At 37.6% G+C, this 23,324-nt stretch carries 23 protein-coding genes; 10 read left to right on the forward strand and 13 right to left on the reverse strand.

Translation table 11 applies throughout. The annotated features are described in order from the left end of the window. Window positions 1–17 precede the first annotated feature (17 nt). The 5 genes from G530_RS0112325 to G530_RS0112345 form a co-directional block, all read right to left on the reverse strand. Window positions 18–1,256 (reverse strand): M48 family metallopeptidase, encoded by a 1,239-nt coding sequence (locus G530_RS0112325; protein ID WP_026934830.1) that lies wholly within the window; start codon window positions 1,254–1,256, stop codon window positions 18–20. Window positions 1,257–1,268: 12 nt separating this feature from the next. Beyond that, complete coding sequence (locus tag G530_RS0112330; RefSeq protein ID WP_026934831.1) at window positions 1,269–2,084, reverse strand: TrmH family RNA methyltransferase; 816 nt, start codon at window positions 2,082–2,084, stop codon at window positions 1,269–1,271. A gap of 174 nt (window positions 2,085–2,258) precedes the next feature. After that, window positions 2,259–3,575 carry an amidohydrolase family protein gene (locus tag G530_RS0112335; RefSeq protein ID WP_026934832.1) on the reverse strand — a complete coding sequence of 439 codons (1,317 nt, stop codon included), beginning with the start codon at window positions 3,573–3,575 and terminating at the stop codon, window positions 2,259–2,261. 13 nt (window positions 3,576–3,588) lie between these two features. Further along, complete coding sequence (locus G530_RS0112340; protein WP_026934833.1) at window positions 3,589–6,555, reverse strand: amidohydrolase family protein; 2,967 nt, start codon at window positions 6,553–6,555, stop codon at window positions 3,589–3,591. Window positions 6,556–6,639: 84 nt separating this feature from the next. Next, window positions 6,640–7,713, reverse strand: a complete 1,074-nt coding sequence (locus tag G530_RS0112345; RefSeq protein WP_026934834.1) for a DUF3810 domain-containing protein — start codon at window positions 7,711–7,713, stop codon at window positions 6,640–6,642. Window positions 7,714–7,801: 88 nt separating this feature from the next. Between G530_RS0112345 and G530_RS0112350 the strand changes: the two genes are divergently transcribed. Then, a complete protein-coding gene (locus G530_RS0112350) occupies window positions 7,802–9,262 on the forward strand; it encodes an aminoacyl-histidine dipeptidase (protein ID WP_026934835.1) in 1,461 nt (486 codons plus the stop codon). Window positions 9,263–9,335: 73 nt separating this feature from the next. Here G530_RS0112350 and G530_RS0112355 read toward each other — a convergent pair whose 3' ends face one another. From G530_RS0112355 to G530_RS0112365, 3 genes are all read right to left on the reverse strand, one after another. Then, entirely contained in the window at window positions 9,336–10,478 is a 1,143-nt protein-coding gene (locus G530_RS0112355) for a peptidylprolyl isomerase (protein WP_026934836.1), read from the reverse strand. Window positions 10,479–10,568: 90 nt separating this feature from the next. Continuing rightward, complete coding sequence (gene gldI, locus G530_RS0112360; RefSeq protein WP_026934837.1) at window positions 10,569–11,129, reverse strand: gliding motility-associated peptidyl-prolyl isomerase GldI; 561 nt, start codon at window positions 11,127–11,129, stop codon at window positions 10,569–10,571. Continuing rightward, window positions 11,126–12,142: a DHH family phosphoesterase gene (locus G530_RS0112365; protein WP_026934838.1), complete on the reverse strand. Its 1,017-nt coding sequence runs from the start codon at window positions 12,140–12,142 to the stop codon at window positions 11,126–11,128. Before G530_RS0112365 ends, gldI begins: the two co-directional genes overlap by 4 nt. A 77-nt stretch (window positions 12,143–12,219) precedes the next feature. Here G530_RS0112365 and G530_RS0112370 point away from each other — a divergent pair, with 77 nt between their 5' ends. Continuing rightward, complete coding sequence (locus tag G530_RS0112370) at window positions 12,220–13,239, forward strand: alkaline phosphatase D family protein (RefSeq protein WP_026934839.1); 1,020 nt, start codon at window positions 12,220–12,222, stop codon at window positions 13,237–13,239. Window positions 13,240–13,314: 75 nt separating this feature from the next. After that, a complete protein-coding gene (locus tag G530_RS0112375) occupies window positions 13,315–13,734 on the forward strand; it encodes a nucleoside-diphosphate kinase (RefSeq protein WP_026934840.1) in 420 nt (139 codons plus the stop codon). 517 nt (window positions 13,735–14,251) lie between these two features. Here G530_RS0112375 and G530_RS17760 read toward each other — a convergent pair. Genes G530_RS17760 through recF form a run of 4 tightly spaced genes read right to left on the reverse strand, consistent with a single transcriptional unit; the run spans window position 14,252 to window position 16,301 of the window. Further along, window positions 14,252–14,476: a hypothetical protein gene (locus G530_RS17760; protein WP_035716368.1), complete on the reverse strand. Its 225-nt coding sequence runs from the start codon at window positions 14,474–14,476 to the stop codon at window positions 14,252–14,254. A gap of 28 nt (window positions 14,477–14,504) precedes the next feature. Beyond that, window positions 14,505–14,807, reverse strand: coding sequence for a DciA family protein (locus G530_RS0112385; protein ID WP_026934842.1), 303 nt, complete (start codon window positions 14,805–14,807; stop codon window positions 14,505–14,507). After that, window positions 14,785–15,225: a lipocalin-like domain-containing protein gene (locus G530_RS0112390; RefSeq protein ID WP_026934843.1), complete on the reverse strand. Its 441-nt coding sequence runs from the start codon at window positions 15,223–15,225 to the stop codon at window positions 14,785–14,787. The genes G530_RS0112385 and G530_RS0112390 overlap by 23 nt, the downstream gene beginning before the upstream one ends. Then, entirely contained in the window at window positions 15,222–16,301 is a 1,080-nt protein-coding gene (gene recF, locus G530_RS0112395; RefSeq protein ID WP_026934844.1) for a DNA replication/repair protein RecF, read from the reverse strand. The genes G530_RS0112390 and recF overlap by 4 nt, the downstream gene beginning before the upstream one ends. A 147-nt stretch (window positions 16,302–16,448) precedes the next feature. On the opposite strand from recF, the gene G530_RS0112400 reads away from it, so the two are divergent. From G530_RS0112400 to G530_RS0112430, 7 genes are all read left to right on the forward strand, one after another. Next, on the forward strand, window positions 16,449–17,222 hold the full coding sequence (locus G530_RS0112400) for a tetratricopeptide repeat protein (protein WP_026934845.1): 774 nt from the start codon (window positions 16,449–16,451) through the stop codon (window positions 17,220–17,222). Window positions 17,223–17,225: 3 nt separating this feature from the next. Next, window positions 17,226–17,732 carry a 6,7-dimethyl-8-ribityllumazine synthase gene (gene ribH / locus G530_RS0112405; protein WP_026934846.1) on the forward strand — a complete coding sequence of 169 codons (507 nt, stop codon included), beginning with the start codon at window positions 17,226–17,228 and terminating at the stop codon, window positions 17,730–17,732. 117 nt (window positions 17,733–17,849) lie between these two features. Beyond that, window positions 17,850–18,143, forward strand: coding sequence for a hypothetical protein (locus G530_RS0112410; protein WP_026934847.1), 294 nt, complete (start codon window positions 17,850–17,852; stop codon window positions 18,141–18,143). Further along, window positions 18,144–19,997 (forward strand): DNA mismatch repair endonuclease MutL, encoded by a 1,854-nt coding sequence (gene mutL, locus G530_RS0112415; RefSeq protein ID WP_026934848.1) that lies wholly within the window; start codon window positions 18,144–18,146, stop codon window positions 19,995–19,997. Next, window positions 19,997–20,746, forward strand: coding sequence for a rhomboid family intramembrane serine protease (locus tag G530_RS0112420; protein ID WP_026934849.1), 750 nt, complete (start codon window positions 19,997–19,999; stop codon window positions 20,744–20,746). The genes mutL and G530_RS0112420 overlap by 1 nt, the downstream gene beginning before the upstream one ends. Continuing rightward, window positions 20,746–21,654, forward strand: coding sequence for a rhomboid family intramembrane serine protease (locus G530_RS0112425; RefSeq protein ID WP_026934850.1), 909 nt, complete (start codon window positions 20,746–20,748; stop codon window positions 21,652–21,654). Before G530_RS0112420 ends, G530_RS0112425 begins: the two co-directional genes overlap by 1 nt. Continuing rightward, entirely contained in the window at window positions 21,655–22,689 is a 1,035-nt protein-coding gene (locus G530_RS0112430; protein ID WP_026934851.1) for an endonuclease/exonuclease/phosphatase family protein, read from the forward strand. It begins immediately after the preceding gene. Here the strand turns inward: G530_RS0112430 and G530_RS0112435 are convergent. Then, a complete protein-coding gene (locus tag G530_RS0112435) occupies window positions 22,669–23,319 on the reverse strand; it encodes a WbqC family protein (protein WP_026934852.1) in 651 nt (216 codons plus the stop codon). The two genes, G530_RS0112430 and G530_RS0112435, sit on opposite strands and share 21 nt — an antisense overlap. Window positions 23,320–23,324 lie beyond the last annotated feature (5 nt).

The raw sequence follows: 23,324 nt of genomic DNA on the forward strand, positions 1-23,324 counted from the left end.
AGATTAATAGAAAACAACTAATTTCCAGTCTTCAAATTGCGATATCGCTGTAGCAAACTGGGGTGAGAGTAATGTACAAAAATATAGGCTTTATGGGGAGTTAAATTACTCAAAGTGTTTTTAGATAGTTTTTTTAAACTTGAAATAAGGGAATCGCCATTATAGGTGTTTTTTGCAAAATTATCTGCCTGATATTCAAATTTTCTGGAGATATAATTCATGATTAATCCAGTAATTTCTGAAATAGGACTGTATAAAATTCCGAAGGCAACCAATCCAATATGAAAGCTAGGTTTCGCAACCCCAAGAGCTTCTGAAAGTAAAGGATTGCCAACAAATAGCGATAATAACCAAAGAGTGAACCCTGTAGTCACTACTGAAGCAAAAAGATTTACGATGATGTGATTTTTCTTATAATGTCCTACTTCATGAGCAAGCACAGCAACAATTTCCTCTTCTTCAAGGTCGTTAATTAGAGTATCATATAGAGTGATCCTTTTTTCGCTACCAAATCCGGAGAAATATGCATTGGCCTTTGTACTTCTTTTAGAACCATCAATAACAAAAATGTTATCCAGTTTAAAACCTACACTTTTAGCATACTGCTCGATCTTTGATCTAAGTGAACCGTCACTTAAAGGTGTTTGTTTATTGAATAATGGTACGATTAACTTAGCGTAAAACATATTCATAAAAACTGAAAATACAGCTATTAAGATCCAGGCGTACCACCAGAAATTATCACCGGCAATCTGAAAGAACCATACGATCAACGCTAAAATCCCTCCGCCGATGATCGCAGTCATGGCCAGGCCTTTAATTTTGTCTAAAAAGAATGTTCCCTTTGTTGTTTTATTGAAACCATATTTTTCTTCGATCACAAAAGTGCTATACCAGGAAAACGGGGTCATTAGGATATCACTTCCAAGCATGATTATTCCAAAAAAGATCAGGGCGATCAATATTGAATTATCGCTGATGCTTCTGGCGATCTGGTCTACAAAAGCAAAACCATCAAAAAGGATAAAAGCCAAAGTCAATAAAACTGAAAATGTACTTGAGATCAGTCCGAATTTGAATCGTTCTTTTTTGTACCCCTGGGACTTTTCATATTCTTCTTTCTCATATACATCTGCTAACTCTGCTGGTACAGGATCATTAAAATGTTTAGCGTTTACCGCCTCAAGAATTTTATCGATGATGAAATCCAGGATAATAATTCCGATAATAATATAGAATAAGGTTTCTGGTGTCAAGTTTAAATTGATTTATTCAGGGTATGTAATTCGTTGTCTTTTAGCTTCAAAAATAAGTATTCCTGCTGCTACAGAAACATTCATGGAATCTATTTCGCCATGCATAGGGATAACAATATTCTGGGTGGAATTCTTCAGCCATTCCTCGCTTAATCCAGTTGCTTCTGTTCCCACTACAATTGCTGAAGCTTCTTTATAATCTATCTCATGATAAGGTTTTGCAGCTTGCAGTGCTGCGGAATAGATACTAATATTCTCTCGTTTCAGGAACGCTATAATTTCAGAAGTTTCACCTGTGGCGATCTTATTGGTGAAAATACATCCAACGCTGCTTCTAATAATATTTGGATTATAGAGATCGGTTTTTGGATTGGCAATGATCACCGCGTCTACTGCAGCAGCATCGGCAGTTCTTAATATAGCCCCGATATTACCCGGTTTTTCTGGTGCTTCAGCAACCAGTATCAATGGATTAGAATTTGAAAATTTGAGATCTTGTAATTTATGGTCTTTAGATCTGAATACGGCTACCAATCCCTCTGTGCTTCCGCGGTAGGCAATTTTATCGTAAACTTCCTGGCTTATTTCTGTGATAGAAGCTGGTTGTTGAGCATTAGATCTGGCAATTTCCAGCACTTCCTGAAAATCGATAAGTCCAGGAACAAAATAAAGATGAAGTGGTGAATATTTTCCCTTTATCGCGATGGAAATTTCTCTCTGTCCTTCGACTATAAACGCCTCTTCTTTTCTTCTATTACGGGATTTCTCCTGTAGTTGAAGCAGCCATTTTATCTCCTTGTTATGCGGGCTGGTGATCTGTTTTAACATGGCGTAAAAGTACGTAGATATTGGGCGTAAAAAAAGTTGCCTAAAAAACGAATTATCGTCATCCTGTATTTAATTCAGGATCCTGATTAATTGAATATTAACTTTCAATTAGAAGCTGATGTAATTTCAGCTTGACGTATTCTGTTTCTCAGGCAACTTTAAAAATGTATAGGATTATTTACTATCCTTCTGCTCTTTATATTTTTTAGAATATCTTTTCCATAGTTCAGTCTGATGAGTTTCCAGGCTAACTTTTCTTCCGTCGATGAATGCATGAGAAAGGATATTTCCACGCATATCCAATGCGTCTCCTTCAGAAATGAATAAAGTGGCAGATTTGCCCTTTTCCAAACTTCCATAATTTTCATCGATACCCAGGATCTTAGCTGTATTCAACGTGATCAAACTCAGAGCTTTCTCTTTATCCAATCCAAAAGCAGCAACGGTTCCTGCGTAAAATGGCAGGTTCCTGGAATTCATTCGTTCCATTTGTCCGCTACTTTCAATAGCAACTAAGACCCCTTTTTCATGCAGTAGATTTGCTAATTTATAAGGATAATCATAATCCTCGTAAGCCTCTTCTGGCGTGCTATGAGGTCTGTTCACTAAAACAGGAATATCATTGCTTTTTAAAGCATCAGCTACATCCAGCGAATAATAACCACCTACGATTACTACATGTTCCAGGTTTTGATCTTTTTTGAACTGAATCACATCAAGTATTTCTTTCTCTCCATCTACATGAACAAATACCTTTTTATTTCCACTAAAAACAGGGTCCATCGCCAGATATGGCAAATTCTTGTATTCCCTGTTTCCGTCAAGATATGCTTTTGAAGAAGCAAAGAAATCTGAAAGTTTCTGAACATCCTCGGTATATTCCTTGTTTGGCTTAAGCCCAGGATCTTCATCACGCCACCAGCGCCCACGCTGGTAAGAATCTGGCCAGTTAATGTGCAGGCCATCATCCTCTTTAATCACAGCGTCTTCCCAATTCCATGCGTCAAACTGAACGATAGAAGACGTTCCTGAGATCATTCCGCCTCTAGGTACTATCTGTCCCATAAGTACTCCATTTGGTCTCATGGATTCCACGATCTTACTTTCGGCGTTATAAGCGATCAAACTTCTAATATTCGGAAGCATTTCTCCCATTTCATCCTGGTCTACAGTTGCCTTTACCGCATCTATCTCTACCAATCCTAAAGTTGAGTTTGGCGCGATGATACCGGGATATACATGTTTCCCTTCAGCATTAATGATCTCACCAGGATACTGTCTTTTGGTTAGGTCTTTAGAAGTGACTTCCGTTAGCTTACCATCTTCAAAAATGATAAGGCTATTCTCGATAATTTCTCCATTACCTAAATGAGCTGTGGCTCCTACAATAGTAACCGCTTCAGACTGTTTATCTGCCGGAGTTTGCTGGGCGAAGCTGTTTCCTGAAATGATCAGGAATGCTATTAATATATATGTGTTGAAAATTTTCATTTTGCTCTAAATTTTATTTTACCTCCTCTAAAAGATCACAGTGAACTCTTTGCTCTTCCTTCCTGGTTACCGGCTGAGTTTTTACGCCATTGTTTTTCGCTTTAAGCATCTGTCCTATAAGTTCGTTTCGTTCTTTTTTGATGTCTTTACGCATTTCTGAATCGCGGTCTATATCAAAATAAAAAACTCCTTCAACCATTGTTTTTTCTGGTTTTGCATAGATAGAAAGCGGATGGTCGTTCCAAAGTACAAGATCTGCGTGTTTTCCGATTTTAATACTACCCACAAGATCATCTACATGAAGTAATTTCGCGGGATTAATAGTGACCATTTTCCAGGCATCTTCTTCGCTCATGCCTCCATATTTTACACTCTTGGCTGCTTCCTGGTTTAGTCTGCGACTCATTTCACCATCATCACTGTTAATAGCTACGGTAAGCCCAACTTCGTTCATGATAGCAGCATTATAAGGGATCGCATCATTCACTTCATACTTATAAGCCCACCAGTCAGAGAATGTAGAAGCTCCAACTCCGTGTTCTTTCATCTTATCGGCTACTTTGTAACCTTCAAGAATATGGGTAAACGTGTTGATGTTGAATCCAAATTTCTCAGCTACCGTCATAAGCATATTTATCTCACTTTGAATGTAAGAGTGAGAAGTAACAAATCGTTCCCCATTAATGATCTCCAAAATAGTTTCCATTTCCAGGTCTTTTCTGAAATCTTCATCATTTCTTGTGCTTTCATATGCTTTAGCACGGCTAAAGTAGTCGGTGAAAACCTGTTCCACACCCATACGGGTTTGAGGGAATCTAGATCCACTCCAGTTAGATTGTTTTACATTCTCGCCCAGGGCGAATTTTATAAATGGAGGTGCCTGCTCAAAGATCATATCTTCAGCAGATTCACCCCATTTCAGTTTTAAAATGGCAGAACGTCCTCCTATTGGATTTGCCGATCCATGTAAAAGCTGAATAGTGGTTACACCACCGGCAAGATTTCTGTAAATATTAATATCTGTAGGGTCTACAACATCTTCCATAGTAACTTCTGCGGAAGAATTATGACCAGCTTCATTAATAGCTGAGGCAGCAATATGCGAATGTTCATCTATAATTCCTGCGGTTAGGTGTTTCCCGGTAGCATCAATAACTTTAGCTCCTCCGGCATTAAGTTCTTTACCAACTTTTGCGATCTCTCCATTTCTTACCAGTACGTCTGTGTTTTCAAGTACACCAGCATCTTCACTAGTCCATACCGTGGCATTTTTGAAAAGTACATTTTCCTGTTTTGGTTTATTCTTAAAGCCATAGGCGATATTAGGGTAGGTGACCGCTATTGTAGAAGAGGTTTCATTTTCTTCTTTTTTCTCGTCTTCTTTTTCAATCTTCGTGTCTGTTTTTTTTACCGCCTGGAAACTGGTTTCATTCCCGTTTGGTAAAATAGCTTTTCCTGAAAATTGATCTGTCTTTGAAGGGATGTTGGCTACTAACCTGATAAATTCCGTTTTAGTAGTATCTGGTGAAGAAAGCAACAGGTTCATCCAGTTATCACTGAAGGATAATTTTGATCCGATCTTAGTCTCACCCAGCTTCACTTCAGCTTTAGGACTTGAAGGCTCGCCCTTTAACTTCAGTTCATAAGTTTCGCCATCAACCTTAAGGTCATAATTACCGGTAATATCGGTAACATCCATACTGCTTAATACTTTCTTTTCTCCCTGGATCCAGTTCTCATATAAAGTGGTCTTTTTATCAAAATAATCCCCGGAAGTAATCAGGAAATTCGCCCAGGCACCTTCTTTGATTACCCCTATTTTGCCATCCTGACCTATAGTTTTCGCTGGAACTGTAGTTAAGGCAGCCAACGCAGCTTCCTTGTCTAAACCATATTCAATGGCTTTTAGCAGGTTGCTTTTAAAGTCTTTTTCAGCATCTAAAGAATGAGTAGTTAAAGTAAAAGGAACCTCGTTTTCTGATAACATTTTCAGGTTTACCGGAGCCTGGTTCCATTCCCTCATCTCTTCTAGACTTAACTGATTGGAGAGATATGGGTCTTCCACATCAAAAGCATCTGGAAATTTAAGCGGAACAATATAAGTTGCATTCGAAGCTTTTACTTCGTCTATACGCTGATATTCCATTCCACTACCAACGATCACATATTGAATACCAAATTCGTCTCCAACTTTATCAGCACGAAATTCATTCAATAGATTATCTGTAGCAAATATCTGTACCAGGTCTTTATTCTTATTAAGTGCCTCTAAGGCAAGATCTTTATTTCTGGCATTTCCATTAGCATACCATTTCGCATCCAGATAGACCTGTCTGATCAAAGCCATAGTTCCCATAGTAGAAGTAGGGTAGGACTGCCTGGATTTCACGCTCTTATCGAATGATAAATATTGAGAGGATCTTTCATTTAGGATCCTGTCTCCTTCAGAAACACCGGGAGTTAAAGCAACCAACATTCCGGTTCCTCTTATTATCCCATCCGGGACATGAGTGTTTACAACACCAAATCCAGCTTTATGAAATTTTTCGGCCTCTTTAGAATCAAAACTGAAATTTGCGATGGCTTCTGTATCTGGTCTAATATGGTCATTCCAGTAATAACCTTCACGGCCTGCGTCATATTGAGGTCCGTTCCCATTTTCGGCTCTTTTAGGTTTAGAAATGCCAAAATCACTATATAGATCAATAAAAGATGGGTAAACCTCCTTGCCTTTAAGATCTATCACAATACTGTTCTTAGGAACATTTATGGATTTTCCAACGGCGGTTATCTTCCCTTCCCTGATCGCAAACATTCCATTATCGATCACATTTTGAGGATCTACATGTATCCTCGCATTTTTAAAAACAGTGTAATTGGTGTTTCGGGTCTTCACACCATCGTTTGTAGGGAAGTATTCCTGGGCCTGCATCGAAAAAGTACAGAGGAATACCCCAAACATCAGTAATTTTAATTTCATAAAATTAAGTGGATTTAATATAAAAAAGATTGGTCTAAAATTTAAGAGCCTTAAATTAGTAAAAATTCCCTAAATCTATTGGTTTTAAAAGGCGTTTCGTGAATCGTCAAAATAATTTACCAGTAAAGCAACTACATAGCTATAACTTTTCATTCCGTCGCTCTGGTTATTGGCTATTAGATAGCGGTTGTATGTGGCTTTAAAAATTGGTTCAAAGGGATTTTGGTGTTTCAACCAGAATTCATCTACTTCCCTGTAATTTGCAATGATTCCATGATTTAAATCTTCTATCAAAGCCTCTGCTTTAGGACGGTCTCTTCTATATAACTCACTAAGACAGTAACTAAGTGCATAGGTGTATCCTGAATACCTGAAATGTTTATTAGGATGATTCATGGTGACCAGGCAGGCAATGAAGTTTGCTTCATTTTCTTTAGCGAAACCTAATTGATGTCCTACTTCATGACTGGCAGTAGTTGGAATTTTGTAGGGTAGAATTATGGTGTTTACCTGTGCTTCATTGGTAAGTGGATTCAAATATCCGTTAAATCCCATATAAGTAAGCGGTAGACTATATATAGACCGTTTTAAAGCCTCACCGTTATATGCCAATTCAGGATAATCCTTTTTAATATGATCATATCCTTCCAGTGTAATCTGGAATAATTCCTTTTTCGAGAAATCATATTCGACCTTTAAAGAATCATTTTGAGCTAATTCTAAGTGGATTTCGTTGGACTTTTTTATAAGGGTTTCTGTTAAGCTAATTAACTTCTCTGTGGTATAATCATTTTCAATTTCGAGGTTCTTGTGTAAAGGCAACCGGTAATAATTAAAGCCCCAGAATAGGTGAAAACAAAAGTATATTACAGATAAGGTTGCCAGTGTATCTGGAATCCAGACCTTTGGTTGTCTGAATCTTTGCGAGACTCTTCTTACAAACCAGCTAATGGCTAGAACTATTAATATTCCGTAGAGCAGATCTCCTAATGAAAATGGAACGAAGCCCAGGCTATAGCGCATAACTTTTGAAATTATGGGATAAAGGCCATGAGAATAATATTCTTCAACAAAAACGGGAAACCTGGAAAGTATATTGATTCCAATGATCTGCACCGGAAATAGAATAGCGAGTAGTAGGACAGATTTTCTCTTCACGATTTAAAAATACAAATATTCGGGAGGCTTCAAATTTTAGAAATCCGTAAATTCGAATACCTTTGTCAAGATACCAAAATTTAGATCAATGAATGAAGAAATAAGAGGGCTGGAACCCAAAGTTTTATGGAATAAATTTGCAGACCTGAATGCTGTTCCACGACCTTCAAAAAAAGAAGAACGAGTAATAGAATTCATAAAAAACTTCGGTAACAATCTTAATCTTAAAACTGAAGTTGATAGCGTTGGAAATGTAGTGATCTATAAGCCGGCGACCCAGGGAATGGAAAGCCGTAAAAAGATCGTTCTACAGGCCCACCTTGATATGGTTCATCAAAAGAATAATGATACAGATTTTGACTTTGATACCCAGGGTATAGATATGTATGTTGATGGTGACTGGGTTCGTGCAAAGGGAACAACTCTAGGTGCCGACAATGGTCTTGGTGTTGCAACTATGATGGCGATTCTGGAAAGCGATACTATTGAGCATCCTACGATTGAAGCGCTTTTTACCATAGATGAAGAAACGGGTATGACCGGTGCTAAAGGTTTGAGCCCAGATCTTCTTGAAGGAGATATTCTTTTGAATCTTGATACCGAAGAGGATGATGAGATTGGTATTGGATGTGCCGGAGGAGTAGATATCACGGCTACTAAGAAATATGACGAAGAAAAACTGCCCGATACGTACCGTTCTTACTCGGTAAAAGTAAAGGGATTAATGGGAGGTCATTCTGGAATGGATATTATCAAAGGACTTGGTAATGCTAATAAGATGATGAACCGTTTACTTATAAATAATTCTGAAGATCTTAAATTGAGAATTTCAGAAATTAACGGTGGTGGCCTTAGGAATGCAATCCCGAGAGAAAGTGAAGCTATTGTCGCTGTTCCAGATACTGAAGAGGAAAATTTCAAGAAAGAGATCGAATCTCGTGCGGCAGACATAAAAGCTGAGTATACTTCCTTGGAGCCAAATCTATCTGTGGAAATTCAGAAGATCCCAACTCAGAAAAGTATCATGGACCTAAAATCACAAAAAGAAGTTCTTCTTGCACTTGCCGGTGCACATAATGGAGTTTATAGAATGAGCCCTGAAATTGAAGGCCTTGTTGAAACCTCAAACAATGTGGCCAATGTAACCCTGAAGGATGGTGAGGTATATGTAAAGTGTCTTACCAGAAGTTCTGTTGAATCTTCTAAGAATGATCTTGCCGGTTCATTGAAAGCAGTTTTTGAACTTGCGGGATTTGAAGTGAAGCTTTCCGGCGAATATCCTGGTTGGGCTCCTAATAGCGATTCAGCAATCCTGAAAACTTTAGATGAGATCTATCAGAGAATGAATGGAGAGAAGGCAGATATTGCTGCCTGTCATGCAGGTCTTGAATGTGGTATTATAGGAAGTCATTATCCTGAAATGGATATGATCTCATTTGGCCCTACGATAAGAGGGGCGCATTCTCCAGATGAAAGAGCAAGTATTTCTTCAGCTCAGAAATACTGGAAGTTCTTACTTGAAGTTTTAAAGAGTATTCCAGAGAATTAGAATGCTACTAAGATCTATAAATTAAAAAATCCCTTAACGCGCGTTAAGGGATTTTTTATTTATGAGGTTGAATTTATTCTGAATCTGCCTGAGATCCATTAGCCATCCCTACTAATTCTATTTTAAAGATTAGATCTGTATTTGGTGGAATTGCTCTTCCGTAACCTCTCTCACCATATCCTAGATGACTTGGGATAAAGATCACCGCTTCGTCACCAATGCTCATTTGTTGAATGCCTTCTTTAAATCCTGGGATCATAGGCGCATCTGGACCATATACCATAGGCATTGGGTTATACATTCCCTGAGTATCTCTACGATGATCGTAGATTCCGTAATCTTCAGCCAGTTCCTTTTTGTTAGTGTCAAAGATAGAACCGTCTTCAAAATACCCTTCGTAATTTACTTTTACCTTCTGGCCATTTTTAGGTTTTTCACCTTCACCCTTATTAGTGAAATAGATCTTTAATCCACTGCTCAATGAATCTGCTTTAGCTTCAAGCTCTTCAAACTCATCAACTTTAGCTTGTGCCATTTCCTGAACTCTCTTCTGCTCAGCTTCTTTTTCAGCTTCCAGATCGGCTAGCTTACCTTCAAATTCTTTTGGCGCATCAAAGTCTTTAGCCGCTTTTCCTTTTCTAATGATGTTTACTTCATTCATTACTACATCTTTCACTGGCTTATCTCGAGGTCCTGTTTCAACTTTCCCTATAGAATCTACAACATCCTGTCCTTTTACGATTCTACCGAAAACGGTATGTTTCCCATCCAGTTGTTTAACTGGTGCAAGGGTGATGAAAAACTGACTTCCGTTAGTTCCAGGGCCAGCATTAGCCATGGAAAGAACACCTTTAGAATCGTGACTCAAAGTGTCTACGAATTCATCTGGGTATTTGTAACCTGGACCACCACTGCCAGTTCCGGTTGGATCACCACCCTGGATCATGAAACCATCGATTATTCTATGGAATATAAGGCCATCGTAATACCTTTTGTCTTTATAAGTACTGTCTACCATTTTGCTTTTTCCTTCTGCAAGGGAAACAAAACTAGCAACGGTCATTGGAGTTTCTTCAAAATATAGTTCAGCAACCACCGGTCCTAGTGAAGTATTAAATTCAGCATACATGCCATCTTCTAAATCAGGATATTCCTCATTGCAGGCGAATAAGGAAAGCGCTACTGTTAATAGTAAAAAAATGCTTTTTGTTTTCATTTGTAATTAATTATTTTGGTTTTGATCAAATGCAATTCGCCAGCAGTATTCTGGTGATTTACCAAAATTAGTACTTGGCTCATTTCATTCTTAATTTTTGGGTTCTTGATTTGATTCTTCTTTTATTTCATGCAAAGTTACCTTTGCGGTAATAGGTTCGTTACTACCTATTTTTTCTTGATCGCCGTAATAACCGAAAGCTTTATGAGATGGAAAAAGAAAAGTTACAGTTTCTCCTGTTTTCATAAGTTTTAAGCCTTGCCTTAGGCCGGTAAATAACTTCTCTTTATCCATGGCGTATTCACGGGTAGGTTTTTCGCCTTCAGCGTAAATAGGTTCACCTTCGATACTGGAAATAGTATAATCGAAAACAACAATGTCACCAAATTCCGGAGTCCTGGTATTGGTGCTGTCTGTTGATTTGTTATTATAATAATACCAGAACCCATCTGCTGAATTCAAATATTCAGTATCGGTATTTTTTCCCATTACTTGTTTGATGTAATCCTCTTCCTGGGCGATCATCTCTTTGTTTCTTTCTACAGATTCGTCTATATAAGAACCTGAATTTTGCGAAACCGGATACCTGGCCTCAGGAGATTTACATCCCACAATGGATATAATAAATACAAGTGCGATTAAAATTCTCATTTTGTCAGTTGTTCAGAATATTGAGGTAATACCTGGTTGAATTTAACGATGGTGTCATTTAATGATAGATTGCTCTTTCCGCCGGCAGCATTTATATGGCCACCACCTTCAAAATGCGCCCGGGCAAATTTATTAACATCAAAATCTCCTTTAGATCTAAAAGACATTTTAATAAGATTCTCGTTCTCTTTCTCAATAAATATTACTGCAAAAATAATTCCGTCAAGAGAAAGGCCATAATTCACGAATCCTTCGGTATCTCCCTTTTGGAAATTGTGTTTATCCAGTTCTGCCTGTGATAAACTTATATATGCGGTTCTTAGCTCCTTGTTAACCCTAAGGTTTTGAAGGGCTGTTCCTAATAATTGAAGTTTATTTTCAGAATTAGTATCAAATATGTTGTTATGGATATGGTCATTTTTAGCGCCCTTATCTATAAGATCTGCAATAGTTCTATGGGTGTCACTTGAAGTAGAACTAAAACGAAATGAACCTGTATCGGTCATGATTCCCGCATAAAGACAGGTAGCAATTTCCGGAGTGATCTTTTTACTTGCTCTTAGTTTTACAATGAATTTATAAACCATCTCACAGGTAGAACTCATAGTTGAATCACTATAAGTATAATGAGCATAATCTGAAGGTTCCTGGTGGTGGTCTATCATTACAAATACCGCCTCTGATGCCAGAAGCGAATCCTGCATGGTACCGCATCTGGAAAGATGATTAAAATCTAAAGTAAAAACGATATCAGCTTCAGAGATGAGCCTGTCTGATCTTTCCTTATCAGTTTCATAAATGATCACCTCTTCGTTGCCGGGTAACCATTTTAAGAAATGCGGATAATCGTTGGGAGCGATCACATTTGCCGTATGCCCTTTATCTCTTAGAAAATGCATTAGTCCAAGGGTAGACCCCATCGCATCGCCATCCGGGCCTTTGTGTGGAACAATTACTATATTTTCTGCCCTGGCCAGCTCGGCCGTTATTTCGAGTATTCTTGTGTCTATCATATGCGAGGCTAAATATACAATTTAATCACACTTAAGAAATAATGCTACCTTTAAATTTATGTTCTAAAATCCCTTTAATGAAGTCTGTTTATAAGGTTTTACCTGTATTCTTATTAATGCTTTCCTGTGGAAGTAACTCTAAAATAATTTCTGAAGAAGATGCTGATTTTGTGATAGCCTTCGGCAGCTGTAATAAGGAAGATGAACCACAGCCATTATGGAACCCTATATTATTGAATGACCCAGATCTATTTATTTGGGGTGGAGATAATATATATTCAGACACCGATGATCCTGAAAAAATGAAAGCTGAATATCTTTTGCAAAACCAAAATCTGGGATATCAAAAGGTTCTTGATAAAATACCGGTTATGGGAACCTGGGACGATCATGATTATGGTCTCAACGACGGCGGAAAGGAATGGCATTTCAAGGAAGAGAGTCAGCAGTTGTTTTTAGATTTTTTCGATGTGCCTCAAAATAGTCCGCGCAGGAACAGGGAGGGGGTATATCATGCTGAGATTTTTGAAACCGCAAAAGGGAGCGTGAAAGTGATTGTTTTAGATACAAGATACTTTAGAGATGCATTAATAAGGAGTGAAGATCCCAACAGGCGATATGAGCCTTCACCAGGAGGTACTATATTGGGGGAAGATCAATGGAATTGGCTAGCGGCGGAACTTGTAATTAGCAATGCAGATTTTAATATTATAATGTCCAGCATTCAAATACTTTCAGTAGAACACGGATATGAAACCTGGGGAAATTTCCCTTCAGAAATTAAAAAGCTAAAGGAATTGATAATTTCATCGGAAGCAAAAAATGTGATGCTTTTAAGCGGAGATCGTCATATTTCAGAATTCTCAAAAATAGAGGTAGAAGGATTAAATTATCCATTATTCGATTTTACCTCCAGCGGACTCAATAATAACTGGAGCAATTTTGGAGGTGAACCTAATGGCAATAGAGTAGGAGAGGTTATTTCAGCAAAGAGTTTCGGCCTCCTAAAATTCGATTTTGATAAAAATAAAGTTGAGATGGAAATGCGGGGTGGGAATAATAAGTTGTTACAGGATTATATGGTTGAATTTCAGTAGTTGAACATAAAAGCTTAAAGGGCTTGTTTATGGAAAGGAATTATTTATTTTTGCACGGAATTTAAAAACCATATAATGGCAGATAATAGAACATTCACCATGATTAAGCCAGATGCAGTTGAGAACGGGCATATTGGTGGAATATTAGACCAGATCACAGCTTCAGGATTTAGAATCGTAGCTATGAAGCTTACACAAATGACTCAGAGAGATGCTGAAACTTTTTATGCAGTACATAAAGAGCGTCCATTTTTCGGAGAATTAGTTGAATTCATGACTCGCGGTCCTATCGTTGCAGCTATTCTAGAGAAAGATAACGCTGTAGAAGATTTCAGAACTCTTATTGGAGCTACAAATCCAGAAGATGCTGCTGAGGGAACTATTAGAAAAAAATACGCTACAAGCATTGGAGAAAATGCAGTTCACGGAAGTGATAGCGATGAGAATGCACAAATTGAAGGTGCTTTCCATTTCGCAGGTAGAGAGATGTTCTAAAAAGAACCATTTCAATAAATAAAAAACTGGACTTTTTGAGTCCGGTTTTTTTATGCTTTAAATTTTGCTTAGCTGAGCGCAGTAGAAATTGAAAAATGAGATGCTGAATTTTATTCAGCATGACAGGATTCTTTAATTAATACGTCACCCTGAACTTGTTTCAGGATCTAAGTTTTAGTGTTTTGAATTTCTAAAATGATGTCTGTGAAACTGAGCACAGTCGAAGTTTATATGAAAATTGGGTTTGTAAAGAAAAACCATTTAAACCGATAATATTGCCTATCTGTAGGATGTAGCCTTGGAGAAACTAATAATGTAAAAAGGCCGGTTAGTATAGTGATATATATTGGCTCTAATTCTTCAAAAATCATCTCTAAGAATTCGTAACCCAGAATCCAAGACCCAAGAAATATGACTATAAAATAGATGAAATAAAAAATTCTATTATTACTCTTTGTCTTCATTTAAAGTTATTACGCGAGTTTCTAAAATCTGTACAAATTAAATCTTCCTTTTTTTATTTAATGATCGGTTCCTTACGAAAAACCGACTTTAATACATATTTTCCATTTTGATCCTTGTCCAGCCTGGGAGAAATCACTGTTGTAATTACTATAGAAATGATCATTAGATAGAGATGATCCATATTTGGAATTAATAAACTTATCAAATATCTACTCAGGGTAAATATGATTATAAACGATAGAAAATAGATCAGGAATACTTTAATTTTATGATTCATAAAATGTCTTTAAAATCTGATTGAATAACTATCTTAAAACGAGTTTCGAAATAAGTTGCTGACCTATCTCCTCGTTTAAATTTCTTATGATCTTTTCCTTTCCGTAACTCAGTTCTTCCCTCAAAACCGAAGAACTTAACTGAACATACAGTGTATCTTTTTTCAGCATCAGGTTAGTAGTATATCGTTCAATTGCTGGCCCCATCTGGCTGTTCCAGACATCTCTAACTTTAACCTGGTTAAGGCCCTTTGTATCCAGTTTGTTCTCGTCTACGAAACTCTTGAGCAGATCACCCAGCTTCATTTCTTCATTCTTGCGTCTCTTCTTCATCTTGGCTTAGTAAAGGTTTATATCGTTGGTAGTAGTATTTTTTGTCGTCTCTGTTCAGGACCACTAATTCGTCTTCTGTGGCTTCCAGAACTTCTTCTTTCCATTCATCAAATGGAGTTTCATAAAAAAGAAAAAGGCTGTTATCTTCTACTTTTGCGGTTACTTTTTCTGAATCGTTCGAAGCATTTATAAAGCCACCATCGATCTTTGGTTTAAGTTTCTTTCTGAAACCCGTTGAATCTGTGATCTCTATATAATCTATTAACTGACTCAGCTGATATTCTATGACCGAATCTTTTTCAATTTCTACTTTTTCAATTTGCCAGTAACCGTTGAGGTTCTTGATTTGCTCCTGCGGGTCATTATTAGAACAGGAAGCCATGGCAATAATTGATATTATTAAGATCAGTTTTTTCAAAGCTTGAATATTTTATAGGATTGATTACTGCTTTTTACCACTTTTTCAGTTCGGTCGGCATGCGTGTCACTAAGGAATATTTGTCCCAGTTCATCTGTGGCCACCAAAGCGACAATATGCGCAACACGATTCTCATCAAGTTTATCAAAAATGTCATCTAAAAGTAAGATCGGGTTTACCTTACTTATTTGCTTGATAAAATCGAATTGTGCCAGTTTTAAAGCGATCAGAAAAGATTTCTGCTGACCTTGAGACCCGAATTTTTTAATTGGATGCCCTTCAATCTCAAAACTAAGGTCGTCTTTATGCGTTCCTACAGAAGTATATTGTAAAGCCATATCCTTCTGTAGATTCTCTTCCAGTAAGTTCGAAAGCGAATTATCAAATAACTGACTCTTGTAATTAATATGAACCTCTTCCTTATTATTAGTTATGTCTGAATATCTCTTATTAAAAATAGGTATGAACTCTTTCAGGAATTCTTTACGTTTTTCAAATAGATCCTGTCCCAGGCTGCTTATCTGAAGATTATAAACTTCCAATGTGTCTCTTTCAAATGTATTATTAGCGCCGAAATATTTTAAAAGGGAGTTTCTCTGTGATACCTGTTTTGTATACTGTAGTAATTTATTCAAATAAACCTGATCACTTTGTGAGATCACGCCATCCATGAATTTTCTACGGGTTTCAGACCCCTCAATAATAAGGTCTCTGTCTGCCGGCGAAATAATTACGGTAGGGATGAAGCCTATATGCTCGCTTAATTTTTCGTAAGCTTTGTTATTTCTCTTAATGATCTTTTTCTGGCCTTTCTTGGCGCTGGCAAGTATCTTCTCAGATTTATCATTCTTTTCAAACTCACCTTCGATCACGAAAAAGTCTGAATCATGATTTATATTCTGAGAAGTAATTGGGTTAAAATAGCTTTTTCCGAAGGAGAGATGGTAAATACTATCCAGAACGTTAGTTTTACCCACCCCGTTATTTCCAACCAGGCAGTTGATCTTTTCATCGAAATCAAATTCAGCCGTCCTAAGATTCTTATAATTAAGCAGGCTTAGATTTTTTAAATGCATAAATCGCTGTGTTTCAGCTGGAAATCTGTTAATTTTTAAAAGCTAATTTTCGCTCTCGAAGAAGCTGAAATTATATAAAAAATACAAATAATTTATCTTTTAATTTTCACAAAAAATTCTATTTTTGCCACGCATTAACAAATTTTTATGGCAACGTATAAGAAAAGAGGATACAAGCCTTCCAATAAGGAGGAAAGAGAACAAACGGCAGAACAGGAATCTACAACTGCAGAAGTTTTTAATACTTTAGACGAGGGAGCAAGTAGAACTGAAACATGGGTAGCCGATAATCAAAAGTGGATCTACATCATCGTAGGTGTGGCTATAGTTGCTGTTTTAGGATATTTAGGATATAACCGTTTCATTCATGAGCCGAAACAAAATGAGGCTGCAAATGAAATGGCACAGGCACAGGATTACATGGCGTCTGCCTTAAGAGCAAACGGAACCGAAAGTGATTCTTTGTATAACCTTGCGTTGAACGGAGGAGAAGGTAAATTCGGGTTTTTAGATATTATCGAAAACTACGGAGGTACCGATGCTGCTAATCTAGCACATTACAATGCTGGTTTTGCTTACTTAAGAACTGGTAAATACCAGGAAGCTATTGAGCAATTAGAAGGATTTGAGAGTGATGATGAGATCTTTTCAGCTTTAGCAACCGGAGGAATTGGAGATGCATTCTTGCAACTTGATCAACCTGAGGAAGCTTTAGGTTACTATGAGAAAGCTGCTGAAATGAGAGCTAATTCATTTACGACTCCAAGATTTTTATTAAAAGCTGCGATCACTGCTATTAAATTAGGTGAGGCAGATGCGGCTGAAGAACATCTTCTTGAAATTGAAGATGAATATTCTGAAGCTCCTGAGGCAGACAAGGTGCCAATTTACCTTGGTCAGGCCCGCGCTATGAAAAACTAAAATATGGCTACAGAAGGTAATAACCTTTCACAATACGATAAAGATACGATCCCAAACGCGAAAGACTTTCGGTTTGGGATCGTTGTTTCTGAGTGGAATGATGAAATAACAGAAGGACTTTTCCAGGGAGCATTTGATGCCTGGATAGATAACGGAGTTCAAAAGGAAAACATCGTTAGATGGAATGTTCCGGGAAGTTTTGAATTGATCTATGGATGCAAGAAGATGCAGGAAAGCTTCGAAATGCTTGATGCAATTATAGCAGTAGGAAATGTGATCCAGGGAGAGACTAAGCACTTTGACTTTGTTTGTGATGGAGTAACTCAGGGTATTAAAGACCTGAATGTTCAAACCGACATTCCAGTAATCTTCTGTGTGCTTACAGATAATAATATCGAACAGTCAAGAGCTCGTAGCGGTGGAAAGCATGGTAATAAAGGAACAGAAGCTGCCATAGCAGCCATTAAAATGGCGCAATTAAGGCAAGACGCTAAATTCTACAAGGGCTAAGAGCAGGTCTCCAGGTGATTTTAAAACGGCATTGTTATTGCTTATTTATTAATACCCACATGCTTCGGATTTTTGAAGCATTTTGAGTAAATTTGGATCAGCAAACAATCTACAGTTTTGAAAATCAATTTAAACAGAGTTAGAAAAAATACCAGGTATAACTACACCCCGCGTTACTACAAGGGTAAGGATACCGGTAACATTTATGACTTTGATAATAAATTCAATAAATATAAAGAAGCTACCAACGCTATAGATTTTGGTTCTCACTGGGCAGAGGCTCGTACAAACAGTCGTACCCGGGGAAACCGAAGCATTAATAAGCGTGTAGTATATATTATTGTAGTCTTAATTTTCATATGTCTGTGGATATTAGATTTTGATTTGTCCATTTTCTCGAATCCCCGTTAAATGAGTAACGTAATTCAATTGTTGCCCGATCACGTTGCCAACCAGATCGCTGCGGGTGAAGTGGTGCAACGTCCGGCCTCGGTAATAAAGGAACTTCTCGAAAATTCAATAGACGCAAAAGCCAGCCGCATCCAGGTTGTGATAAAGGATGCCGGTAAATCGCTTATTCAGGTCATTGATGATGGTGTTGGTATGAACCTTACCGATGCCCGCATGAGTTTTGAAAGACATGCTACCTCCAAAATAAAAATTGCAGATGATCTTTTTAGTCTTAAAACTAAAGGGTTTCGTGGTGAAGCACTTGCTTCTATTGCTGCAATCGCTCATGTTGAGCTAAAGACCAGGACTGAAGATGATGAGGTTGGTACCTGTTTAAAGGTAGAAGGCAGCCAGGTGGTTTCTCAGGATGCCTGTGTGACTCCAAAAGGAACCGGAATTAGCGTAAAGAATCTTTTTTACAATATTCCAGCCCGCCGAAATTTTCTTAAGTCTGATAATGTTGAAAGCCGTCATATTATCGATGAGTTTCAAAGGGTTGCTTTAGCCCATCCAGATATCAGTTTTTCACTTATACATAACGGGAATGAACTATTTCAACTTCCCACTACTAATTTCCGTCAGCGTATTACGAATATTCTAGGTGGGAAAACCAATGAAAAACTGGTTCCGGTAGAAGAGGATACTGAAATTGTGAAAATTTCAGGTTTTGTTGGTAAGCCAGAGTTTGCTAAGAAGAGCAGGGGAGAGCAGTTCTTCTTTGTGAATAATAGATTCATTAAAAGTCCGTATTTAAATCATGCCGTGGTGGCATCTTTTGAAGGCCTGTTAAAAGATAAGAGTTATCCTAGTTATTTTCTCTACCTGGAAGTAGATCCCAAGTCTATAGATATTAATATTCATCCAACGAAGACAGAGATCAAGTTTGATGATGAACACGCTTTATATGCCATTTTAAAGAGTTCTATAAAGCATAGTCTTGGCCAGTTCAACGTAGCCCCGATGCTGGATTTCGAAAGAGATTCTGAATTGGATACGCCTTATGAATATAAAAATAAGAAAGCAGATGTACCGCAGGTGGAAGTAGATAGAAATTTCAATCCTTTCCAGAGTGAGAATAATTATAAAGCTCAATATGCAGGAGGTGGAAACTACCAAAAAGAGAAACCGGCAGAATGGGAAAGCTTGTATTCAGGGTTGCAATCTGAAAGTGAACCAGAGGTTGACTTAAAGCAAATTGAATTTGAAAGTGAAGAGGTAACCGGCAATTTGTTCGGAGCTAAAGAGGAGCAGGCAGAGAAGTCTACTTTCCAGGTTCAGAAGAAATATATTGTCTCCACTCTTAAAAGCGGCATTCTTGTTATAGATCAGCATAGAGCACACACAAGAGTTCTTTACGAAGAACTATTAAAGAATATAACTGTCTCATCTGCAGTTAGTCAGCAATTGTTATTTCCATTAAGACTTCAGTTTAACAGGCATGAAGTTGAAATGCTGAAAGAGATCAAAGATTCACTGGAGCAGACGGGATTTATTTTTTCTGAGATCAAGCAAGATGAAGTTGGAATTACAGGTATTCCTACCCTGATTTCAGAAAGTGAGGTAGAGATCTTACTGGAACAATTAGTGGCCGATTTTGAAAAAGATGTGCCAGATAATGGCTTTTCACAGACAGATCTATTAGCTAAATCTTTAGCTAAATCAATGGCGGTTAGATCTGGAACTTTATTAAATTCAGCCGAACAACAACATATAGTGAATAGATTATTTGCCTGCAAGGAGCCGGGGCTTAATCCATTTAATAAGACAGTGTTTACTACCTTGTCTGTAGACGAACTAGATAAAAAATTTGCCTAATGGGAAGAATGACCGAAACCGTTAAGGTTTTATTGATAATCAACGTAATATTCTTTATCGGGAGCCAGTTAATTGGTGATGCAGCATACGAGTATTTCGCGTTGTGGTTTATAAAAAATCCGAATTTCCAGTTCTGGCAACTATTCACTCACATGTTCATGCATGGTGGGTTTATGCATATACTTTTTAATATGTATGCGCTCTGGGCATTTGGAAGCCCTATTGAACAAATGCTTGGTCAGAAGCGTTTCTTATTCTTCTACTTTTCAGCAGGAATAGGTGCGGCGCTGTTGCATACTTTAGTGAACTTTTATGCGTATCAAAAAGGATTTAACGGACTCCTGGAATTAGGATGGACCCCGCCCGAAGTGATGAGTTTTATAGAACAGGCTTATACTACCAATAGATTCAGAATTCCGGAAGGTATAGACGAAGGTACACTACGCTCTATGCTGCAAGCGTTCTCTAATCCCGCGGTAGGAGCTTCCGGGGCAATTTATGGGATACTGGTGGCGTTTGGAATGATGTTCCCGAATGTAGAATTATTTCTACTTTTTGTACCTGTGCCAATTAAAGCGAAGTATTTTATTCCCGGATTAATTGCCTTAGATTTGTTTTCAGGCTTTACCGGTTATTCAATATTTGGAGGTTCTATTGCTCATTTTGCCCACATAGGAGGTGCGCTATTTGGCTTCATAATGATGTATTACTGGAAAAAGAATCAGTTTAACGATAATCGCTGGTATTGATGAGATCATCAGATAGATTTAAATATAAGATCCAGACCGCCACGGTCACAGAAAAGCTCATTGCTATCAATGTGCTGGTCTTTATATTGTTCTTTCTGCTTAGAACCATCGCTTATTTATTTCAGCTTCCTTCAGATTTTTTACTGGAGTGGTTTGTTTTTCCAAAAGAGCCAATGGAATTCTTACTAAAGCCGTGGTCTATAATTACCTATTCTTTTTTACATAGCGGTATCTGGCATATTTTATCCAATATGTTGATCCTGTATTTTTCAGGTATTTATTTTCTGAATTACTTTTCAGCTAAACGTCTGTTGAATTACTACTTTCTGGGCGTTATCATTGGAGCTTTAGTCTATATGTTAAGTTATAACCTGTTTCCTGCATTTCAGGGGACTGGTAGATCTTACCTTATGGGAGCTTCGGCCGGAGTAATGGCAGTTCTTATAGGGATCGCTACCCATATTCCTAATATGAGGGTTAGGTTAATGCTTATTGGAAGTATAAAGTTCTGGTGGATCGCCGCATTTTTGGTTGTCCTGGATATTATTCAGATCCCAATGGGGAATGCTGGTGGGCATCTTGCTCATTTGGGTGGAGCTGGTCTTGGTTACTTGTATACTAACCAGCTGCAAAAAGGAAACGATATTGGTAAATGGTTTGAGAACCTGATGGATTCTTTAGCTTCTGTTTTTAAACCCAGAGAGAAGAAAGCGAGAATGAAAACTGTTCACAGAACCGGTAAAACAGCTAAGACACAAACGCGATCTAATAATGCTAAGAGTAATTTTAATAAGGACGAGAAACAAAAAAAGGTAGATGCGATCCTTGATAAAATAAGTAAAAGCGGATACGAGAGTTTGAGCAAAGCTGAAAAGGACTTTTTGTTCCAGGCCGGTAAAGAAGATTAGATGAAGAAATTAAGCTTATTCGATAAATTCATCTTTATTCTGAATTCTCTGGCAGCAACTGCATTACTGTTCTCATATTTGCTGCCGCATATTCCTCCTAAATCATTCCCGTTACTTTCAGTTTTAAGCCTTGGTGTTCCGGTGCTTATTATATTGAATACAATTTTTCTTATTTACTGGATCCTGAGATTCAAAAGGCAGTTGTTGCTCTCGCTTATAGTGTTGCTATTAGGTTATAATTATGTAACTGGTTTCGTGAAATTTTCCAGTGCTGAGGAAGATGACGAAGAAGTTTCAGATTTTTCCCTGATGAGCTATAACGTGAGGATGTTCAATGCTTATGAATGGTCTGAGCGGAAAGATATTCCTGAAAAAATTACCGGTTTCATAAATGAGAAGAATCCTGATATTCTTTGTGTGCAGGAACACTATATAGGCGCAGCTGAACTCGCAAATGTGTATCCCTATGAGTACATAAAATTAAAGGGTAAGAATGCTGAATTTGGTTCAGCTATCTTTTCAAAGTACCCCATCATTAACCAGGCTTCACTGGATTTCCCACAGCACGGAAATAATAACGCGATCTATACAGATATCGTCATTAATAAAAAGGATACTGTTCGTATAGTAAACGTACATTTTCAGTCACTCAATATAAAGCCAGGTATCGATGATCTCCAAAAGGAAGATTCTAAGAAGTTGCTTGGTAGAATTGGTTACGGCTTTTCGCTGCAACAGGAACAGGCAGAGATGTTATTGGATCATTTAAAACAATCTCCTTACAAGACCATTATCGCCGGAGATTTTAATAATACGAGCTTCTCATATATCTATAACCTTATTAAGCAGGACGGAAGATTTAATGATGCTTTTCTGGAAGCAGGTAGTGGTTTTGGTAAAAGCTTTAAATTGAATTACTTCCCCTTAAGAATAGATTTTCTCCTTATAGAAAATGGATTGTCTATTAATGAGTTTAAGAAGTTCGAGATAGATTATTCAGACCATTACCCCGTACTAACCAAGATCGGTCTTTAGATCCTGCGCCAGGAGATATTCTAAAGAAGCATTTCCTTCATTAAATATAAGATCTAGAATACAGAGATTTGGTAGAAAACCAGCTTTAGATTCGAATACCTGAGTGTATTTGTTGTTCTCAAACCCTTGATTGGATTTAGCATTTATCAGGTTTCTCAGGTTAGTGTTATCCTGTGGTTTTAGAATGAATTCATCAGTTTTATCATATTCCCAGTCTAATTGCAGGCAATCTGCTACAAAATCCATACAATGGTAATTTAGGTCCATTAAGAACCTGAACTTCCTGGAATAGATTGGATGTAATTCATCTTCATAGAATTCAAAGAAAGGCGAGGTCTGGTATGAAGCTTTAAAAGCTCTCCAGTGCTGAGTTTGCCAATCGAATTCATTTTCGATCTGTACATCCTTGTATTTCTGATGTCCTTTTTTGCTTAAGCCTAAAGCCGAGCTATGCTTTATTGGAATATTGAGAGTAAGCCTGCCATTGGCATCATAGATATACATCCTGTTTCGGTATGTCTGCTTCTGGTAGTTATCTTCGTTTTCGAAAATAACATTATCTGCTTTGGCAATTGCCGTCCATTGGCTTATTGGCCCAAAATAGGAGGGATGTAATAAAACCGGTTTCATAGTAA

The organism is Christiangramia echinicola DSM 19838 (assembly GCF_000423065.1).
GTDB lineage: Bacteria > Bacteroidota > Bacteroidia > Flavobacteriales > Flavobacteriaceae > Christiangramia > Christiangramia echinicola.